11 protein-coding genes and 2 pseudogenes are annotated in these 15678 nt (G+C 73.1%); 11 read left to right on the forward strand and 2 right to left on the reverse strand.

Annotated features, from left to right (window positions below; translation table 11 throughout):
- The first annotated feature begins 127 nt into the window (after nt 1-127).
- The 4 genes from dnaK (at nt 128) to POF43_RS04800 (ending at nt 4410) form a co-directional block, all read left to right on the forward strand.
- The gene (dnaK, locus tag POF43_RS04785; RefSeq protein ID WP_271314329.1) at nt 128-1990 is read left to right on the forward strand and encodes a molecular chaperone DnaK; all 1863 of its coding nucleotides are present in this window, start codon (nt 128-130) and stop codon (nt 1988-1990) included.
- Nucleotides 1987-2637 carry a nucleotide exchange factor GrpE gene (gene grpE, locus POF43_RS04790; protein ID WP_271323230.1) on the forward strand — a complete coding sequence of 217 codons (651 nt, stop codon included), beginning with the start codon at nt 1987-1989 and terminating at the stop codon, nt 2635-2637. The genes dnaK and grpE overlap by 4 nt, the downstream gene beginning before the upstream one ends.
- Before the next feature lie 115 nt (nt 2638-2752).
- Complete coding sequence (gene dnaJ, locus POF43_RS04795) at nt 2753-3952, forward strand: molecular chaperone DnaJ (protein WP_271314331.1); 1200 nt, start codon at nt 2753-2755, stop codon at nt 3950-3952.
- 2 nt (nt 3953-3954) lie between these two features.
- Nucleotides 3955-4410, forward strand: coding sequence for a heat shock protein transcriptional repressor HspR (locus POF43_RS04800; protein WP_271314338.1), 456 nt, complete (start codon nt 3955-3957; stop codon nt 4408-4410).
- Nucleotides 4411-4487: 77 nt separating this feature from the next.
- Here the strand turns inward: POF43_RS04800 and POF43_RS04805 are convergent, their stop codons facing one another.
- Nucleotides 4488-4904, reverse strand: coding sequence for a pyridoxamine 5'-phosphate oxidase family protein (locus POF43_RS04805; RefSeq protein ID WP_271314332.1), 417 nt, complete (start codon nt 4902-4904; stop codon nt 4488-4490).
- A 184-nt stretch (nt 4905-5088) separates the two neighbouring features.
- On the opposite strand from POF43_RS04805, the pseudogene POF43_RS35085 reads away from it, so the two are divergent.
- The 3 genes and pseudogenes from POF43_RS35085 to POF43_RS04815 form a co-directional block, all read left to right on the forward strand.
- A pseudogene (locus tag POF43_RS35085) lies at nt 5089-6604 on the forward strand (Clp protease N-terminal domain-containing protein); the annotation flags it as partial.
- A 71-nt stretch (nt 6605-6675) separates the two neighbouring features.
- Nucleotides 6676-7752 (forward strand): annotated as a pseudogene (locus tag POF43_RS35090) (AAA family ATPase); the annotation flags it as partial.
- 143 nt (nt 7753-7895) lie between these two features.
- Nucleotides 7896-8453, forward strand: a complete 558-nt coding sequence (locus tag POF43_RS04815) for a type III secretion system chaperone family protein (protein WP_271314334.1) — start codon at nt 7896-7898, stop codon at nt 8451-8453.
- A 75-nt stretch (nt 8454-8528) separates the two neighbouring features.
- On the opposite strand, the gene POF43_RS04820 is transcribed toward POF43_RS04815, so the two are convergent.
- Nucleotides 8529-9707 carry a pyridoxal phosphate-dependent aminotransferase gene (locus tag POF43_RS04820; RefSeq protein WP_271323228.1) on the reverse strand — a complete coding sequence of 393 codons (1179 nt, stop codon included), beginning with the start codon at nt 9705-9707 and terminating at the stop codon, nt 8529-8531.
- A gap of 192 nt (nt 9708-9899) precedes the next feature.
- Here POF43_RS04820 and POF43_RS04825 point away from each other — a divergent pair, with 192 nt between their 5' ends.
- The 4 genes from POF43_RS04825 to POF43_RS04840 all read left to right on the forward strand — a co-directional run bounded on the left by POF43_RS04825 (nt 9900) and on the right by POF43_RS04840 (nt 15304).
- Entirely contained in the window at nt 9900-10148 is a 249-nt protein-coding gene (locus POF43_RS04825) for a hypothetical protein (protein WP_271314336.1), read from the forward strand.
- Between the two features lie 323 nt (nt 10149-10471).
- The gene (locus tag POF43_RS04830) at nt 10472-11032 is read left to right on the forward strand and encodes a DUF2617 family protein (RefSeq protein WP_282704422.1); all 561 of its coding nucleotides are present in this window, start codon (nt 10472-10474) and stop codon (nt 11030-11032) included.
- A gap of 419 nt (nt 11033-11451) precedes the next feature.
- A complete protein-coding gene (locus POF43_RS04835; protein WP_271325860.1) occupies nt 11452-12936 on the forward strand; it encodes a spermine/spermidine synthase domain-containing protein in 1485 nt (494 codons plus the stop codon).
- A 1402-nt stretch (nt 12937-14338) separates the two neighbouring features.
- Entirely contained in the window at nt 14339-15304 is a 966-nt protein-coding gene (locus tag POF43_RS04840) for an SRPBCC family protein (protein ID WP_271318523.1), read from the forward strand.
- The last annotated feature ends 374 nt before the right edge of the window (nt 15305-15678 follow it).

Below are 15678 nucleotides of genomic sequence, written 5' to 3' on the forward strand. Positions count from 1 at the left end.
CTCCGCCGCCTTATGCGTTCCTTACGCACAGGAGACTTGAGTCATGCCCGCTCATGTTGGTTGACATCGAGAAGGCGCTCAGGCACTCTTGAGTCAGTTCCACTCAAGTCAGCTGGAGGATTCCACCATGGCACGTGCGGTCGGCATCGACCTGGGTACGACGAACTCCGTCGTCTGTGTTCTCGAAGGCGGTGAGCCCACCGTCATCACCAACGCCGAGGGCGCCAGGACCACGCCGTCCGTCGTCGCCTTCGCCAAGAACGGCGAGGTGCTGGTCGGCGAGGTGGCCAAGCGCCAGGCGGTGACGAACGTCGAGCGGACCATTCGCTCCGTCAAGCGTCACATGGGCACGGACTGGAAGATCGGCGTCGACGGCAAGGACTTCACGCCGCAGCAGATCTCCGCGTTCATCCTGCAGAAGCTGAAGCGCGACGCCGAGTCGTACCTGGGCGAGAAGGTGGCCGACGCGGTCATCACCGTCCCGGCGTACTTCAACGACTCCGAGCGCCAGGCCACCAAGGAGGCCGGCGAGATCGCCGGTCTGAACGTCCTGCGCATCGTCAACGAGCCGACCGCCGCCGCGCTGGCGTACGGCCTGGACAAGGACGACCAGACCATCCTGGTCTTCGACCTCGGCGGCGGCACCTTCGACGTGTCGCTGCTGGAGATCGGCGACGGCGTGGTCGAGGTCAAGGCGACCAACGGTGACAACCACCTCGGTGGTGACGACTGGGACCAGCGCGTCGTGGACTTCCTGGTCAAGCAGTTCCACTCCGGCCACGGGGTGGACCTGTCCAAGGACAAGATGGCCCTCCAGCGCCTGCGTGAGGCGGCGGAGAAGGCCAAGATCGAGCTGTCGTCGTCCACCGAGACGAGCATCAACCTGCCCTACATCACGGCCTCCGCCGAGGGCCCGCTGCACCTGGACGAGAAGCTCACCCGGGCGCAGTTCCAGCAGCTCACCCGTGACCTGCTGGACCGCTGCAAGACCCCGTTCCAGAACGTGATCAAGGACGCGGGCATCCAGCTCGCCGAGATCGACCACGTGGTGCTGGTCGGCGGTTCGACCCGGATGCCGGCCGTGGCCGAGCTGGTGCGCGAGCTGACCGGCGGCAAGGACGCCAACAAGGGCGTCAACCCGGACGAGGTCGTCGCCATCGGTGCCTCGCTCCAGGCCGGTGTCCTCAAGGGTGAGGTCAAGGACGTCCTGCTGCTGGACGTCACCCCGCTGTCCCTGGGCATCGAGACCAAGGGCGGCATCATGACCAAGCTCATCGAGCGCAACACCACGATCCCGACGAAGCGTTCGGAGATCTTCACCACGGCCGAGGACAACCAGCCGTCGGTGCAGATCCAGGTCTACCAGGGCGAGCGCGAGATCGCGGCGTACAACAAGAAGCTCGGCATGTTCGAGCTGACCGGCCTGCCGCCGGCCCCGCGCGGCGTGCCGCAGGTCGAGGTCACCTTCGACATCGACGCCAACGGCATCATGCACGTGGCCGCCAAGGACCTCGGCACCGGCAAGGAGCAGCGGATGACCGTCACCGGCGGCTCCGCGCTGCCGAAGGACGACATCGACCGCATGATGCGCGAGGCCGAGCAGTACGCGGACGAGGACCACAAGCGCCGCGAGGCCGCCGAGACCCGCAACCAGGCCGAGCAGCTGGTCTACCAGACGGAGAAGTTCCTCAAGGACAACGAGGACAAGGTCCCCGGCGAGATCAAGACCGAGGTCGAGGCCGCGGTCACCGAGCTCCAGGACAAGCTCAAGGGCGAGGACATCGCCGCGATCCGCGAGGCGACCGAGAAGGTCGCCGCCACCAGCCAGAAGCTCGGCCAGGCCATGTACGCCAACGCCCAGTCGGACAACCCCGGTGCCGAGGGCGCGGGCGAGGACGGCGAGCACGTGAACATGTCCAAGGACGACGCCGACGACGTGGTGGACGCCGAGATCGTCGACGAGGACAAGCGTGAGGGTGGTGCGGCGTGACGGAGGAGTCGCAGGGCTTCTCGGAGTCCGCTGACGTCCCCGTCGACGAGACCGACCGGTCCGCCGAGCAGGGTTCCGGGTCCGCCGATCAGGCGGGCCCGGGTGCCCCGGCCGGGGACGCGGGCAACGCCGGCGACGGCGCCGCCCGCAAGGAGGCGGAGACCGCCCGCACCCAGCTGGCCGAGCGCACCGCCGACCTGCAGCGTGTCCAGGCGGAGTACCAGAACTACCGCCGCCGGGTGGACCGCGACCGGATCGCCGTCAAGGAGATCGCCGTCGCCGGGCTGCTCACCGAGCTGCTCCCGGTGCTCGACGACATCGGCCGGGCGCGTGAACACGGCGAGCTGGTCGGCGGCTTCAAGTCGGTCGGCGAGTCGGTGGAGTCGGTGGCCGCCAAGCTCGGTCTCCAGCAGTTCGGCAAGGAGGGCGAGCCCTTCGACCCGCTGGTGCACGAGGCCCTGATGCACAGTTACTCGCCCGAGGTCACCGAGACCACGTGCGTGAGCATCCTCCAGCCTGGGTATCGGATCGGCGAACGCACCATCCGCCCCGCGCGGGTGGCCGTCGCCGAACCGCAGCCGGGCGCGCAGGGCCGGGCCGACGAGGACGTGGCGGACGAGGAGAGCGGTGGCCCGGACGAGGGCTGACGCCCCGCGGAGCAGGAAGCCCGAACGACGTGAGGGCTGACGTGATCGACGGCACCGGGTCCGTGGTACCCGTACCACGGATCCCGGTATTCGTACGGGAGGAGGGACGCCGAAGGTGAACACCAAGGACTACGTGGAGAAGGACTACTACAAGGTCCTCGGCGTCCCCAAGGACGCCACCGTGGCCGAGATCAAGAAGTCGTACCGCAAGCTCGCCCGCGAGTACCACCCGGACGCCAACAAGGGTGACGTCAAGGCCGAGGAGCGCTTCAAGGAGATCTCCGAGGCCAACGACGTGCTGTCGGACCCCAAGCGCCGCAAGGAGTACGACGAGGCGCGGACCCTGTTCGGCAGCGGCGGGTTCCGCACCCCCGGCGGCGCCGGCGGTCCGGGCGGCTTCAACTTCGACCTCGGCGACCTGTTCGGCGGCGGCGCCCCCGGCCAGCCCGGGGGCTCCCCCGGCGGTGGCGGCGCGGGCGGCGGCTTCGGCGGCGGGCTCGGCGACGTCTTCGGCGGGCTGTTCAACCGCGGCGGCACCACCCGGACCCAGCCGCGGCGCGGCCAGGACATCGAGTCCGAGGTGACGCTGAGCTTCACCGAGGCGGTCGACGGCGCCACCGTGCCGTTGCGGATGTCCTCCTCCGCACCCTGCAAGGCGTGCGCGGGCACCGGCGACAAGAACGGCACCCCGCGGGTGTGCCCGACCTGCGTCGGCACCGGGCAGGTCTCGCGCGGCGGGGGCGGCGGCTTCTCGCTGACCGACCCGTGCGTGGACTGCAAGGGCCGCGGCATGATCGCCCAGGACCCCTGCGACGTGTGCAAGGGCAGCGGCCGCGCCGCCAGCTCCCGCACCATGCAGGTCCGCATCCCGGCGGGCGTCAGCGACGGGCAGCGCATCCGGCTGCGCGGCAAGGGCGCTCCGGGCGAGCGCGGCGGGCCCAACGGCGACCTGTACGTCGTGGTCCACGTGCACAGCCACCCGGTCTTCGGCCGCAAGGGGGACAACCTCACGGTCACCGTGCCGGTGACGTTCCCGGAGGCGGCCCTCGGCGGCGACATCAAGGTGCCCACCCTGGGCGGGCCGCCGGTCACGCTCAAGCTGCCGCCGGGCACTCCCAACGGCCGTACCCTGCGCGCCCGCGGCAAGGGCGCCGCCCGTAAGGACGGTTCCCGCGGCGACCTGCTCGTCACCGTCGAGGTGACGGTGCCGGCCGAGTCGGAGGGCGAGGCGCTCGACGCGCTGGAGTCGTATCGCAAGGCCACCGCGGACGCCGATCCGCGGGCGGAGCTGTTCAAGGCCGCGAAGGGAGCATGAGGATGGACGGCCGGGGAGCACGCCGTAATCCGTATGAACTGACCGAAGAATCACCGGTGTACGTCATCTCGGTCGCGGCGCAGCTGTCCGGGCTGCATCCGCAGACCCTGCGGCAGTACGACCGGCTGGGCCTGGTATCGCCGGACCGTACCGCCGGCCGCGGCCGCCGGTACTCGGCGCGGGACATCGACCTGCTGCGCCAGGTCCAGCAGCTGAGCCAGGACGAGGGCATCAACCTCGCCGGGATCAAGCGGATCATCGAGCTGGAGAACCAGGTGGCGGCGCTCCAGGCGCGGGTCGCCGAGCTCCAGGCCGGTCTGGAGGGCGCCGCGGCCACCCTGCGGCAGCGCGAGGCGGCCGTCCACGCCTCCTACCGCCGCGACCTGGTCCGCTACGAGGACGTCCAGCAGACGTCCGCGCTGGTGGTCTGGCGTCCCACTCCCCGGCGCACGCCGTGACCTGACGTGCGCCACGAGCCGTCGAACGGCCCCGCCTCCCACCGGAGGCGGGGCCGTCGCCGTTGGCGGCCCGCCGGTCAGCCCAGCAGCTGGGGCGAACCCTTCGCGCGGGTCAGCGCGATCTCGATGACGACGCGCTCGGGGTCCTCGCGCACCTCGCGGCCGTACCGCTCCTCGTACCGGCGCACCGCCTCGGCGATCCGGCCGGGGACCCGCGAGACCGTCGCGCGGCCCTCCAGCGTGGCCCAGCGGCCGCCGTCCACCTGGCAGACGGCCACCGGCGCGCCCGCGTCGCCGGCGGTGAGCACGTTGCGCACCTTCAGGCTGCCGTCGCGCGCCGTCACCCGGGCCAGCCCCGCCGGCGGGTCGTACGTCACGCCCACCGGTACGACGTGCGGGGTGCCGTCGGGGCGGACGGTGGTCAGCGTCGCGTAGTGCGGCTCCCGCCAGAACGCGAGGAAGTCCGGACTCGGGGTACGGGGGTCGAAGGCCATGACGGCAACGTATCGCGGGGGTACCGCGTCCCACGTCCGAACGGGGCACCCGGCGGGCGGCGCCGTTCCGCGTGGACGACCCCGGCCGGACGAATCCCTGAGTTGAGCGGAATAGGCTCAACTTGTCTTATGCTGTACTCGGCAGGAGACAGACGGTGTCACCCAGGAGGAGGTCCGCGTCCCCGTGAACGCAGAGCTGACCAACAAGAGCCAGGAGGCCGTGAGCGGTGCGAACAACCGCGCGGTGACGGCGGGGCACGCCGACCTGACGCCCGCGCACCTGCTGGCCGCCCTCCTGGACGCCGCCGACAACGACAACCTCAAGGACCTGCTGATCGCGGTCGGCGCCGACCCCGGGGCGCTGCTGAAGGCCGCCGAGGCGCAGATCGCCGTGCTGCCGACCGTGCAGGGCGCCACCGTCGCGCCGCCGCAGGCCTCCCGCGAGCTGCTGGCGGTGATCGCGGACGCGGCGGAGCGGGCGAAGGAGCTGGGCGACGCCTACGTCTCCACCGAACATCTGCTGATCGGCCTGGCCGCCAAGGGCGGTACGGTCGCCCAGACCCTGGAACGCCAGGGCGCCACGGCCACCGCGCTGCTGGACGCCTTCGAGACCGCCCGCGGAGGCACACGCGTGACCACTCCCGACCCCGAGGCCACCTACAAGGCGCTGGAGAAGTACGGCACCGACTTCACCGCCATCGCCCGCGAGGGCAAGCTCGACCCGGTGATCGGCCGGGACAACGAGATCCGCCGCGTCGTGCAGGTGCTCTCCCGCCGCACCAAGAACAACCCGGTGCTCATCGGCGAGCCCGGCGTCGGCAAGACCGCCGTCGTCGAGGGGCTGGCCCAGCGCATCGTCAAGGGCGACGTGCCCGGCTCGCTGAAGGACAAGCGGCTGGTCGCGCTGGACCTGGGCGCGATGGTGGCCGGCGCGAAGTACCGCGGCGAGTTCGAGGAACGCCTCAAGGCGGTGCTCGCCGAGATCAAGGAGAGCGACGGCCGGATCATCACGTTCATCGACGAGCTGCACACCGTGGTCGGCGCGGGCGCCGGCGGCGACTCGGCGATGGACGCCGGCAACATGCTCAAGCCGATGCTGGCCCGCGGCGAACTGCGGATGGTCGGCGCCACCACGCTGGACGAGTACCGCGAGCGGATCGAGAAGGACCCGGCCCTGGAACGCCGCTTCCAGCAGGTGCTGGTGGCCGAGCCGTCGGTCTCCGACACCGTCGCGATCCTGCGCGGGCTCAAGCCGCGCTACGAGGCCCACCACGAGGTCCGCATCGCCGACTCCGCGCTGGTGGCCGCCGCCAACCTCTCGCACCGGTACATCACCTCCCGCTTCCTGCCCGACAAGGCGATCGACCTGGTCGACGAGGCCGCCTCCCGGCTGCACATGGAGATCGACTCCTCACCGGTGGAGATCGACGAACTCCAGCGCGCCGTCGACCGGCTGCGGATGGAGGAGGAGTCGCTGCTGGCGACCTCCGGGGTGAAGGAGAAGAAGCTCAAGAAGGCCAAGGACCGCGACGAGGCCGAACAGGCCCTGGCCCCGGACGCCCGCGAACGCCTGGAGGCGCTGCGCCGCGGCCGGGAGGAGAAGGACGAGGAGCTGCGCGGCCTGACCGCGCGGTGGAACAAGGAACGCGAGGTCCACAACCGGGTCGGTGAGCTGAAGAAGCGGCTGGACGAGCTGGAGAGCGACTACCAGCGCGCCGAGCTGAAGGCGCCGGAGACCGGCGACTGGGTCACCCCGGGCCGTATCCGCACCGAGGAGATCCCGGCCGCCGAGAAGGCGCTGGCCGAGGCCATCGAGGCCCAGCGGGCGCTGGAGGGCATGGTCGGCGAGGAGGTCACCGCCGACGACATCGCCGAGGTGGTCGCCGCCTGGACCGGCATCCCGGCCGGCCGCATGCTGGAGGGCGAGACCCGCAAGCTGCTGCGCATGGAGGACGAACTGGGGCGCCGGCTGATCGGCCAGCGCGAGGCGGTCGCCGCCGTCTCCGACGCGGTGCGCCGCTCGCGCAGCGGCATCGCCGACCCGGACCGGCCCACCGGATCGTTCCTCTTCCTCGGCCCCACCGGCGTCGGCAAGACCGAGCTGGCCAAGGCGCTCGCCGACTTCCTGTTCGACGACGAGCGCGCCATGGTCCGCATCGACATGAGCGAGTACGGCGAGAAGCACTCCGTCGCCCGGCTGGTCGGCGCCCCGCCCGGATACATCGGCTACGAGGAGGGCGGCCAGCTCACCGAGGCGGTGCGCCGCCGCCCGTACACCGTGGTGCTGCTGGACGAGGTGGAAAAGGCCCACCCCGAGGTCTTCGACGTGCTGCTCCAGGTGCTCGACGACGGCCGGCTGACCGACGGGCAGGGCCGCACGGTCGACTTCCGCAACACCATCCTCATCCTCACCTCCAACCTCGGATCGCAGTACCTGGTCAACCCCGAGCTGACGGACGAGGCCAAGCGGGAGGGCGTGCTGAACACCGTCCGGCAGGCCTTCAAGCCGGAGTTCCTCAACCGTCTCGACGACGTGGTGGTCTTCGGCGCGCTGCTGGAGCCGGAGCTGAAGCGGATCGCCGGCCTGCAGATCGGCCGGCTGCGCGACCGGTTGCGCGACCGCCGCCTGGAGCTGGAGATCACCGACGAGGCGCTGGCCTGGCTGGCCCACGAGGGCAACGACCCGGCGTACGGCGCACGGCCGCTGCGCCGCCTGGTGCAGACCGCGATCGGCGACCGGCTGGCCCGGTCGATCCTGTCCGGCGAGGTGCGCGACGGCGACACGGTCCGCGTCTCGCGGGCCGACGGGGACAGTGAGGGACACTTGGAGGTGGCGCCCGTCCGGTGAGGGCCCCGGACCACGGGACCCCCGGCCGTGCAGCGACGCGGGACGGCGCCCGTACGGTGACCCCCGGCCGAGGCCGGCCGGGGTTGCCAAGCCCCCGCGCCGATGCGGGAGGATGCAGGAATTCCGTATGAAGGGAACCCGCGGTGAGCATCGACCCGTCCTCTATTCCGAACTTCGGTGGCAAGCCGGACAACGAACCTCCGGCCGGTCCGCCCGGTGGAGGTGTGATCCGTCCCGACCAGGAAATCGTCAAGCAGTTGCTGGACCAGATGGAGCTCAAGCACGTCGTCGACGACGAGGGTGACCTCGCGGCGCCCTGGGAGACGTTCCGCACGTACTTCATGTTCCGCGGCGAGGACGAGCAGGAGGTCTACGCGGTCCGCACGTTCTACGACCGGACCTATCCGCTGGACGAGAAGCCGAAGCTGCTGGAGGTCATCGACGGCTGGAACCGCCAGACGCTGTGGCCGAAGGTGTACACCCACACCCAGGAGGACGGCGCGGTCCGGCTGATCGGCGAGGCGCAGATGCTGCTGGGCCTCGGCGTGGGCCTGGAGCACTTCGTCTCCAGCACGGTCAGCTGGGTGCGGGCCTCGATCGACTTCGACAAGTGGGTCATCGACCAGCTGGGCCTGGAGAAGGACGCCGAGTCCGGCAGCGCCGGGCCCGGCGAGTCCGACGGCGGGCCCGAGCAGGCCTGACCCGGCGTACGCACGCGGGAGTCCGGCACCGGTGCGGTGCCGGGCTCCCGCGCGTCCACGCGGTCCTGAGCCGGGCTACAGGTTCTTCAGCCGGGAGACCGCCTCGGCGAGCACGTCCAGCTTCTTGCAGAACGCCCACCGCACGTACGGCGCGCCGGCCGCGCGGTCGTCGTAGAAGACGGCGTTGGGCACCGCGACGACCCCGGCGCGGCCCGGCAGTTCGCGGCAGAACGCGAAGCCGTCGGTGCCGCCGAGCGGGGTGATGTCGGTGGTGACGAAGTAGGTGCCGGCCGGGCGGAAGACCCGGAAACCGGCCTCGGCGAGCCCGGCGGACAGCAGGTCGCGCTTGGCCCGCAGGTCGTCGGCCAGCCCGGTGAAGTAGGCGGCCGGCAACCGCAGCGCCTCGGCCACCGCGTACTGGAACGGCCCGGCGGAGACGTAGGTCAGGAACTGCTTGGCGGTACGCACCGCGTCGACGAGTTCGGGCGTGCCGGTGACCCAGCCGACCTTCCAGCCGGTGAAGGAGAAGGTCTTGCCGGCCGAGGAGATGGTGACCGTGCGCTCGCGCATGCCGGGGAAGGCGGCCAGCGGCAGGTGTTCGCCGTCGAAGACCAGGTGTTCGTAGACCTCGTCGGTGACCACCAGCAGGTCGCGTTCGACGGCCAGTTCGGCGATGGCGGCCAGCTCCGCGCGGGACAGCACCGTGCCGGTGGGGTTGTGCGGGGTGTTGAGCAGGATCAGCCGGGTGCGGCCGGTGACGGCGGCGCGCAGCTCGTCCAGGTCCAGGACGAACCGGTCGCCGTCCGGCCGCAGCGTCACCGGCACCCGGGTGCCGCCGGCCATCGCGATGCCGGCCGCGTAGGAGTCGTAGTACGGCTCCAGCGCGATGACCTCGTCACCGGGTTCGACCAGGGCCAGCAGCGCCGCCGCGATCGCCTCGGTGGCGCCGGCCGTCACCAGCACCTCGCGGTCCGGGTCGACGGTCAGCCCGTGGAACGCCGCCTGGTGCGCGGCGATCGCCTGCCGCAGCTCCGGAACGCCCGGCCCCGGCGGGTACTGGTTGCCCCGGCCGTCGCGCAGCGCCCGCACCGCTGCCTCCCGGACCTCCTCGGGGCCGTCGGTGTCGGGGAAGCCCTGGCCGAGATTGATCGATCCGGTGGCCGCGGCCAGCGCGGACATCTCGGCGAAGATCGTGGTCCCGAAGCCGTCCAGCCGCCGGTTCAGCAGGGGACGCTGCGCGCGCTTGATCGTCATGCGTCCATCCTGCGGCCTGCCCCCGGCTTCCTCAAGAACGCGACGGACAAGGAGGTCCCCCGCACGTGGGGGGCCGGGGACCTCCCCACACGTGGCGGGCCGAGGATTCTCCGGCACAAGGTGGGCAGGGGAAGGGAACCGGACGGACCGCCTGCGGCGTGATTCCGTACGGACCGACGAAAGGAACGCACCATGGCCGTCATCGTCATCGCCGTCCTCCTCGTAGTAGTGGTCGGCGTCGTGAGCAACGCGGTGCGCCGCCGCGGGGGCCGCGGCGACCTGTCCCGCCGCAACGACACCTCCTACCTGGCGGGTGGCGCCGCCGCCGGCGACCAGCACCACGGCCACCACCACACCGGCGGCGGCCACCACGGCGGCGGTGGCTTCTCCGGCGGTCACCACGGCGGTGGTGGCGGCTTCTCCGGCGGCGGGCACCACTGAGACGGCGACAGCGGCACCGCACCCGAGGTGAGGGGTGCGGTGCCGCCGACTGCCCGCTCACGAGCGGGAGTCGCGGGCGCCCGAGCCGAACACCTGAACCGGACAGGGCCCGTGGGGATGTAATGCGGGTATGAATGGGTAAAAACGCTGGGGGTGCGGCGTATTTCATGATTCCGTATATCCAGACTCCCCGTTGACGTTTCGCGCCGGTGGAAGTTCCCCCGGGTCCTCGCGGCGTGGACCGCCGGCGCCGACCGCGGCGGGACCGCCGCACGGGGCCGCCCCGTTCAGACCACCGCACTTCGTGCCAGCGGAGCCGACCCATGCTCACCACACTCCAGACCGCCTACACCGACACCCGCGCCGGAGACCTGGCCTGGAGCCTGGGCACCGAGCCGCTGCCCGCGCTGGCCGTCGTCGACCTCGACCTCGAACTGCCGTCCGCGGACGGTGGTTCGCGCCCGGCGCGGGCCCGCGTGCAGATGCGCCTGCTCGGCGCCTCGCACCAGATCCTGCTGTCGGCGGGTGCCGGCGCCTGCTCGGAGACCGTCGCCTGCCTGCCCGGCCGCCGCACCCCGCTGCCGCTCGGCGTCGCCGAACGCGTCGGCGACTGGGACTACGAGTTCGCCGCCCGGGTGGAGACGCTGCCGCCGGACGCCTTCGCCAGCCGCGCCCAGGAGTTGCTGGCGGTGGTCGCCGACCACCCCAACGGCCTGGCCGGCCGCTTCCCCGGCGACCCCAACGCGTTCACCGCCCTGCTCGTGCACCGCGGTCCGGACGGCGACGACGGCGGCCCCGGCGAGGTGGCGTGGCGCACCTGGCACGCCTACCCGCAGGAAGGACGCCTGGTCGCGACCCGGTCGCGGGTGTCGGGTCTGGTGTGAGGGGTTTTTGGTACGGGTGCGGGTGGTGCGGGGCGGGGTTTTGGGGTGCGGGGCTTCGGGGGTGCGTGGGTGCGGTGCGGGCTTCGGGGGCGCGGTGCGGGGCTTTGGCGGTGCGGGCTTCGGGGGCGCGGTGCGGGGCTTTGGCGGTGCGGCTGCCGGGCCGATGTGGTGGTCGGCGCGCGTGAGGTGTTCGGCGTTGGCGCGGGGCGGCGTTGAGGCGGATGTGCCGGCGGCGGCGTGCAGGGGTCGGCGTGGCGGGACCGGTGCGCATGGGCCGACGTGGCTGGACCGGCGTGGTGGGACCGGCGCGCGTGGGGGGGCGTGCGGGTGTGCGTGTCTGCCTGAACGCGCCCCCGAATGCCGTCATATGCCACCTGCGGGTGATCGTCTGGCCACAGGAAGTGACGTAGCGTGAGGGCATGGTCGACCACGTACTGATCGCGCGGGGCGCCGTACCGGTCAGGCTGCCGGTACCGGCGCGGCTGGGTCGTGCGCTGGTGCTCGCCGCGGTCTTCGTGTGCGCGGCCTGCGGGCTGGTCTACGAACTCGAACTCGTCGCCCTCGCCTCCTACCTGGCCGGTACCTCGTCGGTCACCGAGGCGTCCGTGGTGCTGTCCGTCATGGTCTTCGCCATGGGCGTCGGCTCGTTGCTGGCCAAGGGGCTGCGCCGCCGGGCGGCGCTCGGCTTCGCGCTGACCGAGGCCGCCCTGGCGCTCACCGGCGGGCTCTCCGCGATGGCGCTCTACGCCTGCTTCGCCTGGCTCGGGCCGTCCCCGGCCGCCCCCGCCGCGTTCGCCTTCGCCATCGGGGTGCTCACCGGCGCCGAGATACCCCTGCTGATGACCCTGATCCAGCGGGTGCGCCGGCAGGACGCCGGCGGCGCGGTCGCCGACCTGTTCGCCGCGGACTACGTCGGCGCGCTGGCCGGCGGGCTGGCCTTCCCGTTCCTGCTGCTGCCCTGCCTGGGGCAGTTGGCGGGCGCCCTGGTCACCGGCGCGGTCAACGCGGTGGCCGGCGGCGCCATGGTGCTCGGCCTGTTCCACCGCGACCTGACCGCCCGCTCCCGCTGCCTGCTGCTGGTCGCCAACCTGCTGGTGCTCGCCGTGCTCGCGACGGCCGCGGCCTGCGCCGGTACCTTCGAACGGGCCGCCCGCGACGCGCTGTACGGCGCCGGGGCCCGGCCGGCCGGCGGCACCGGCGCGCAGGAGGTCGCCCTGACCGGCGGCACGCCCGGCCGGCCGCTGCGGGTCTTCGTCGGCGGCCACCAGATCGCCCGGGCCGGCTCCGCCCTGCCCGCCGCGCTGACCGACCCCGCGATGTCCGCCGGACCGCACCGCCGCGTGCTGCTGCTCGGCGGCGGCGACGGCCTCACCCTGCACCGGCTGCTGGCCTTCCCCGGCGTCGCGTCGGTCACCGTCGTCGGCCCCGACACCGGTCTGCTGCGCGCCGCCCGCACCGACCCCGACCTCACCGCGCTCAACGGCCACGCCTTCGCCGACCCCCGGGTCCGGGTGCGGCGGTCCGACCCCTTCGACTGGCTGCGCACCGCCGAACCCGGCGCCCGCTACGACGTGGTGATCGCCGACCTGCCCGCCCCGGTACTCGACCCCGACGCGTACTGCGAGGAGTTCTACGGCCTGCTGCGCCGCACCCTGCCGCCCACCGCCCGCGTCGCCGTGGCCGCCGGTCCGCCCGGCCCCACCCTGTGGACGATCGACGCCGGCCTGCGCGCGGCCGGACTGAGAACGCTGCCCTACCGCGCCGGCCCGGACGGCTTCGTCCTGGCGGGGGAACGCCCCCCGGCGCTTCCCGCATCCGCGACGGCGGGGGTACGGCCGGTCACCGTCCGCTCGCCGTCCGGGGTGCCGCCCTCGACGCTGCTGAGGCCGCGGTTCGGGGGGTGAGGGGCGTGGTCGTTGGCGGTGGGGGCGTTTGGCGGTGGAGGGCGTTGACGGTGAGGGGCCGCGGGGGCAGTTGCTGGCGGAGGAGGGGCGTGGCCGGTGACGCGGGAGGCGCGGGGGCGTGGCGAGGTGCACGGTGGGCGGCTGCCTCGTCGGGGTCGCCGACTCGGTCGACGGTCTGTCTTGTACGCGGTGAACGGGCGGGTGGGCGAAGGCAGTTGAGGGTGACGCGGAAGTCGGCGCCGAGGCACGGGGGTTACGCCTTCCAACGGGACGGTGGTTGCGGAAGGGCGGGGTTTTTCACGGGGTGGGCGCGAAGCGTCGGGGGCGGGGTGACGGTGCGGCGGTGCTGTTCCGCCGGGGAGTGTGCGGGGTGTGCGGGTTGGCGGGGAACACCACGTGGGCCGTCATCGCGCCGGGCCGTTTGCGGAATGCGCGGGAGGTGATCGGGTGCGCGTGGGCTGCTCCGGTGCGAGCTGAGCTCGGTGGCCAGCGCGTGCGGAACGATCGGGTACGGGTGGGCCGCTCCGGTGCGTGCAGGGTGCGGTGGCCAGCCTGTGCGGAACGATCGGGTACGGGTGGGCCGCTCCGGTACATGCTGCGCACGGTGGCCAGCGCGTGCCGAATACGGTGACCAGCGCGCTCCGACCGCTGTCGGCCGCACCGCTTGCGTCGGCGGGGCCGGGGCGCTGGCGTCGCGGGTGCGCCGGGCGGGGGCGGTGGGTGGTCGGCGCTGGCCGGTCAGCGGTGGCCGGTCGAGGTGCGGGAGCCGGTGAGCAGGGTCCCGGTCGGCGCCAGCGTCACGCGTCGCGCGGACCGGGCGAACGGCCGGAGCGTCGGCCGATGGTTCGGCAGGGCGAGGTCGCGGGGGCCGGGGGCGGGCCACGGGGCTGGGGTGGCGGAGCCGGTGTACTGCTTCAGGTGTGCGGAGGAGCGGCAGAGGGCTGGCTGCGCCCGTGCTGAGGCTTCGGTGCTGACCCGACCGAGCGGGGGCCTCGCCATCGTCACGCGCGACGTCTTCCCGCGCGGCCCCCGCAGGCTCAGCACGCCGCCGGCGCGGGAACCCGGACGTAGAAGCGCTCCGACCTGTGCCGATGCCTCCGCGGACGTGGTTGCCGTCGTACGGCGTGGGCGGCCGGGGCTGCCGCGGAGAGCCGTTCGGGCCGGGGGCCGGGGGCCGGGTCGTTCGGGCGTGTTGGGCCGACCCGTGAGGTGCTCGCCACCGCTGTGGAGAACACCATTCCGCACGTCTGCGGCGGGTTCGTGGCGCGGTGCGGGGGCGCCGGGGGAGGGCGCCGACCAGCGGTGCTGCCCTTGGACGGGCGTCCGGGCCGGGCGGCTCGGGCCGTTTCAGGCGTGTCGGGGCACTGACGGGCGGGGGGTGGGGTGAGTAGGCTCGTTGAACATGGAGCATGAGGCGTTCGTTCCGTTTCCGGTGGGGGTCGTGCGGCGGGCTCTGGCCGAGCCGGACCGTGTCGTGCGGTGCGTTTCGGCGGTGCAGCGGGACGCCGACTCACCGCAGGGGACGGTCGCCGGGCGGCTGCGGCTGCGGATCGGCGGCTCGACGATCACCTACCGGGGAAGCCTGCGGATCGCGGAGTGCGACGGCGGTTTCGAGATCGAGGGCGAGGGCACCGAGGCCCGCGGCGGCGGCGTCGTGAAGGTCGCCCTGGTCATCGGCCTGGAACGGGAGGACCAGGGCACCCGGATCGAGTTCTCCGGCGCGGTCCAGGCCGGCGGACGGCTCACCGAGTACGACGACGCCACGGCGGAGGCCGCCGCCCGCAGGCTGCTGGACCGCTTCGTCAACGACTTCACCACCGACCTCGACGCCGAACCGGTCGCCGGTCCCGTCGAGGAGTCCCCGCCGCCGCCCGCGCCCCCCGTCTCCGGCGGGAACGTTCCGCCCGGCCGCGCCGACCTCGACGCCTCCGACGCCCTCGACGACCGGTACGCCTCCGATCGCGACGAGCTCGACGGCGCCGACCTGACCGAGCCGGCCGCCGAGGACCTGGACCTCGACGCCGACGACGCCGACGACGACCGGCTGGACACCGGAGCCTTCGGCGGCGAGGCGGACGACGGCGGGCTCGACGAGGACGACGTCGGCGTCGACGTGCCGGAGACGGTGGCCGGCCTGGAGGACGAGACCGGCGACGAGCCGCCCGCGGAGGCCGCGCACGCCCGGCGCACCATGATCGGCCGCAGTGCCGAGGAGGTCGACCACGCCCCGCCCCGTGGCCGCTACGCGCCGGTCGCCGCGCCGGACACCGGCTCGGCCGGCGAGACCCTGCGCTGGGCCGCCCCCGCGGCGGCCGCACTGCTGGCCGGCGCGGTGGTCGTCGGCCGGGCGTGGCGCCGACGCCGCTGAGGCCGCTTGCCTCCGGCGGTCGGCCGGGGGACCGTCCGTCTGCCGGGCACCGGGTGGGCGCTCGCGCTGGGGGTCGTCCTGCGGGTGGGTCGGCTGCGGTGCCGGGTTCGCCGGGCGGCTGACCGGGGCTTCCGGTGCGGCTTCGCGGTGGGGGTTCGCGATGCGGGTTCGCCATGTGTGTCCGGCTCCGTTCCCGTGCGGGGGCGCTGCGTGGCGGGTTCGGCTGCGGTGGCGGGGCTGGACGCGGTGGCGGGTTCGGTTGCTCCGACGGCTCGCCGTGCGGTCGGTCCGGCTTCCGGGGCGTGGTTCGCGGGCGTGACCGGTGGTTTTCTCCGGCGGGGTCCGTCGGGTGGTGGTTCCGCTCCGGCGTCGGG

It is taken from the genome of Streptantibioticus silvisoli (assembly GCF_027947535.2).
Taxonomy (GTDB): domain Bacteria; phylum Actinomycetota; class Actinomycetes; order Streptomycetales; family Streptomycetaceae; genus Streptantibioticus_C; species Streptantibioticus_C silvisoli.

Coding starts and splice junctions, on each gene's coding strand:
- POF43_RS04820 (WP_271323228.1), bottom strand. CDS start 9,707: ATGACGATCAAGCGCGCGCAGCGTCCCCTGCTGAACCGGCGGCTGGAC.
- POF43_RS04840 (WP_271318523.1), top strand. CDS start 14,339: ATGGAGCATGAGGCGTTCGTTCCGTTTCCGGTGGGGGTCGTGCGGCGG.
- POF43_RS04830 (WP_282704422.1), top strand. CDS start 10,472: ATGCTCACCACACTCCAGACCGCCTACACCGACACCCGCGCCGGAGAC.
- POF43_RS04800 (WP_271314338.1), top strand. CDS start 3,955: ATGGACGGCCGGGGAGCACGCCGTAATCCGTATGAACTGACCGAAGAA.
- dnaK (WP_271314329.1), top strand. CDS start 128: ATGGCACGTGCGGTCGGCATCGACCTGGGTACGACGAACTCCGTCGTC.
- POF43_RS04805 (WP_271314332.1), bottom strand. CDS start 4,904: ATGGCCTTCGACCCCCGTACCCCGAGTCCGGACTTCCTCGCGTTCTGG.
- POF43_RS04825 (WP_271314336.1), top strand. CDS start 9,900: ATGGCCGTCATCGTCATCGCCGTCCTCCTCGTAGTAGTGGTCGGCGTC.
- POF43_RS04835 (WP_271325860.1), top strand. CDS start 11,452: ATGGTCGACCACGTACTGATCGCGCGGGGCGCCGTACCGGTCAGGCTG.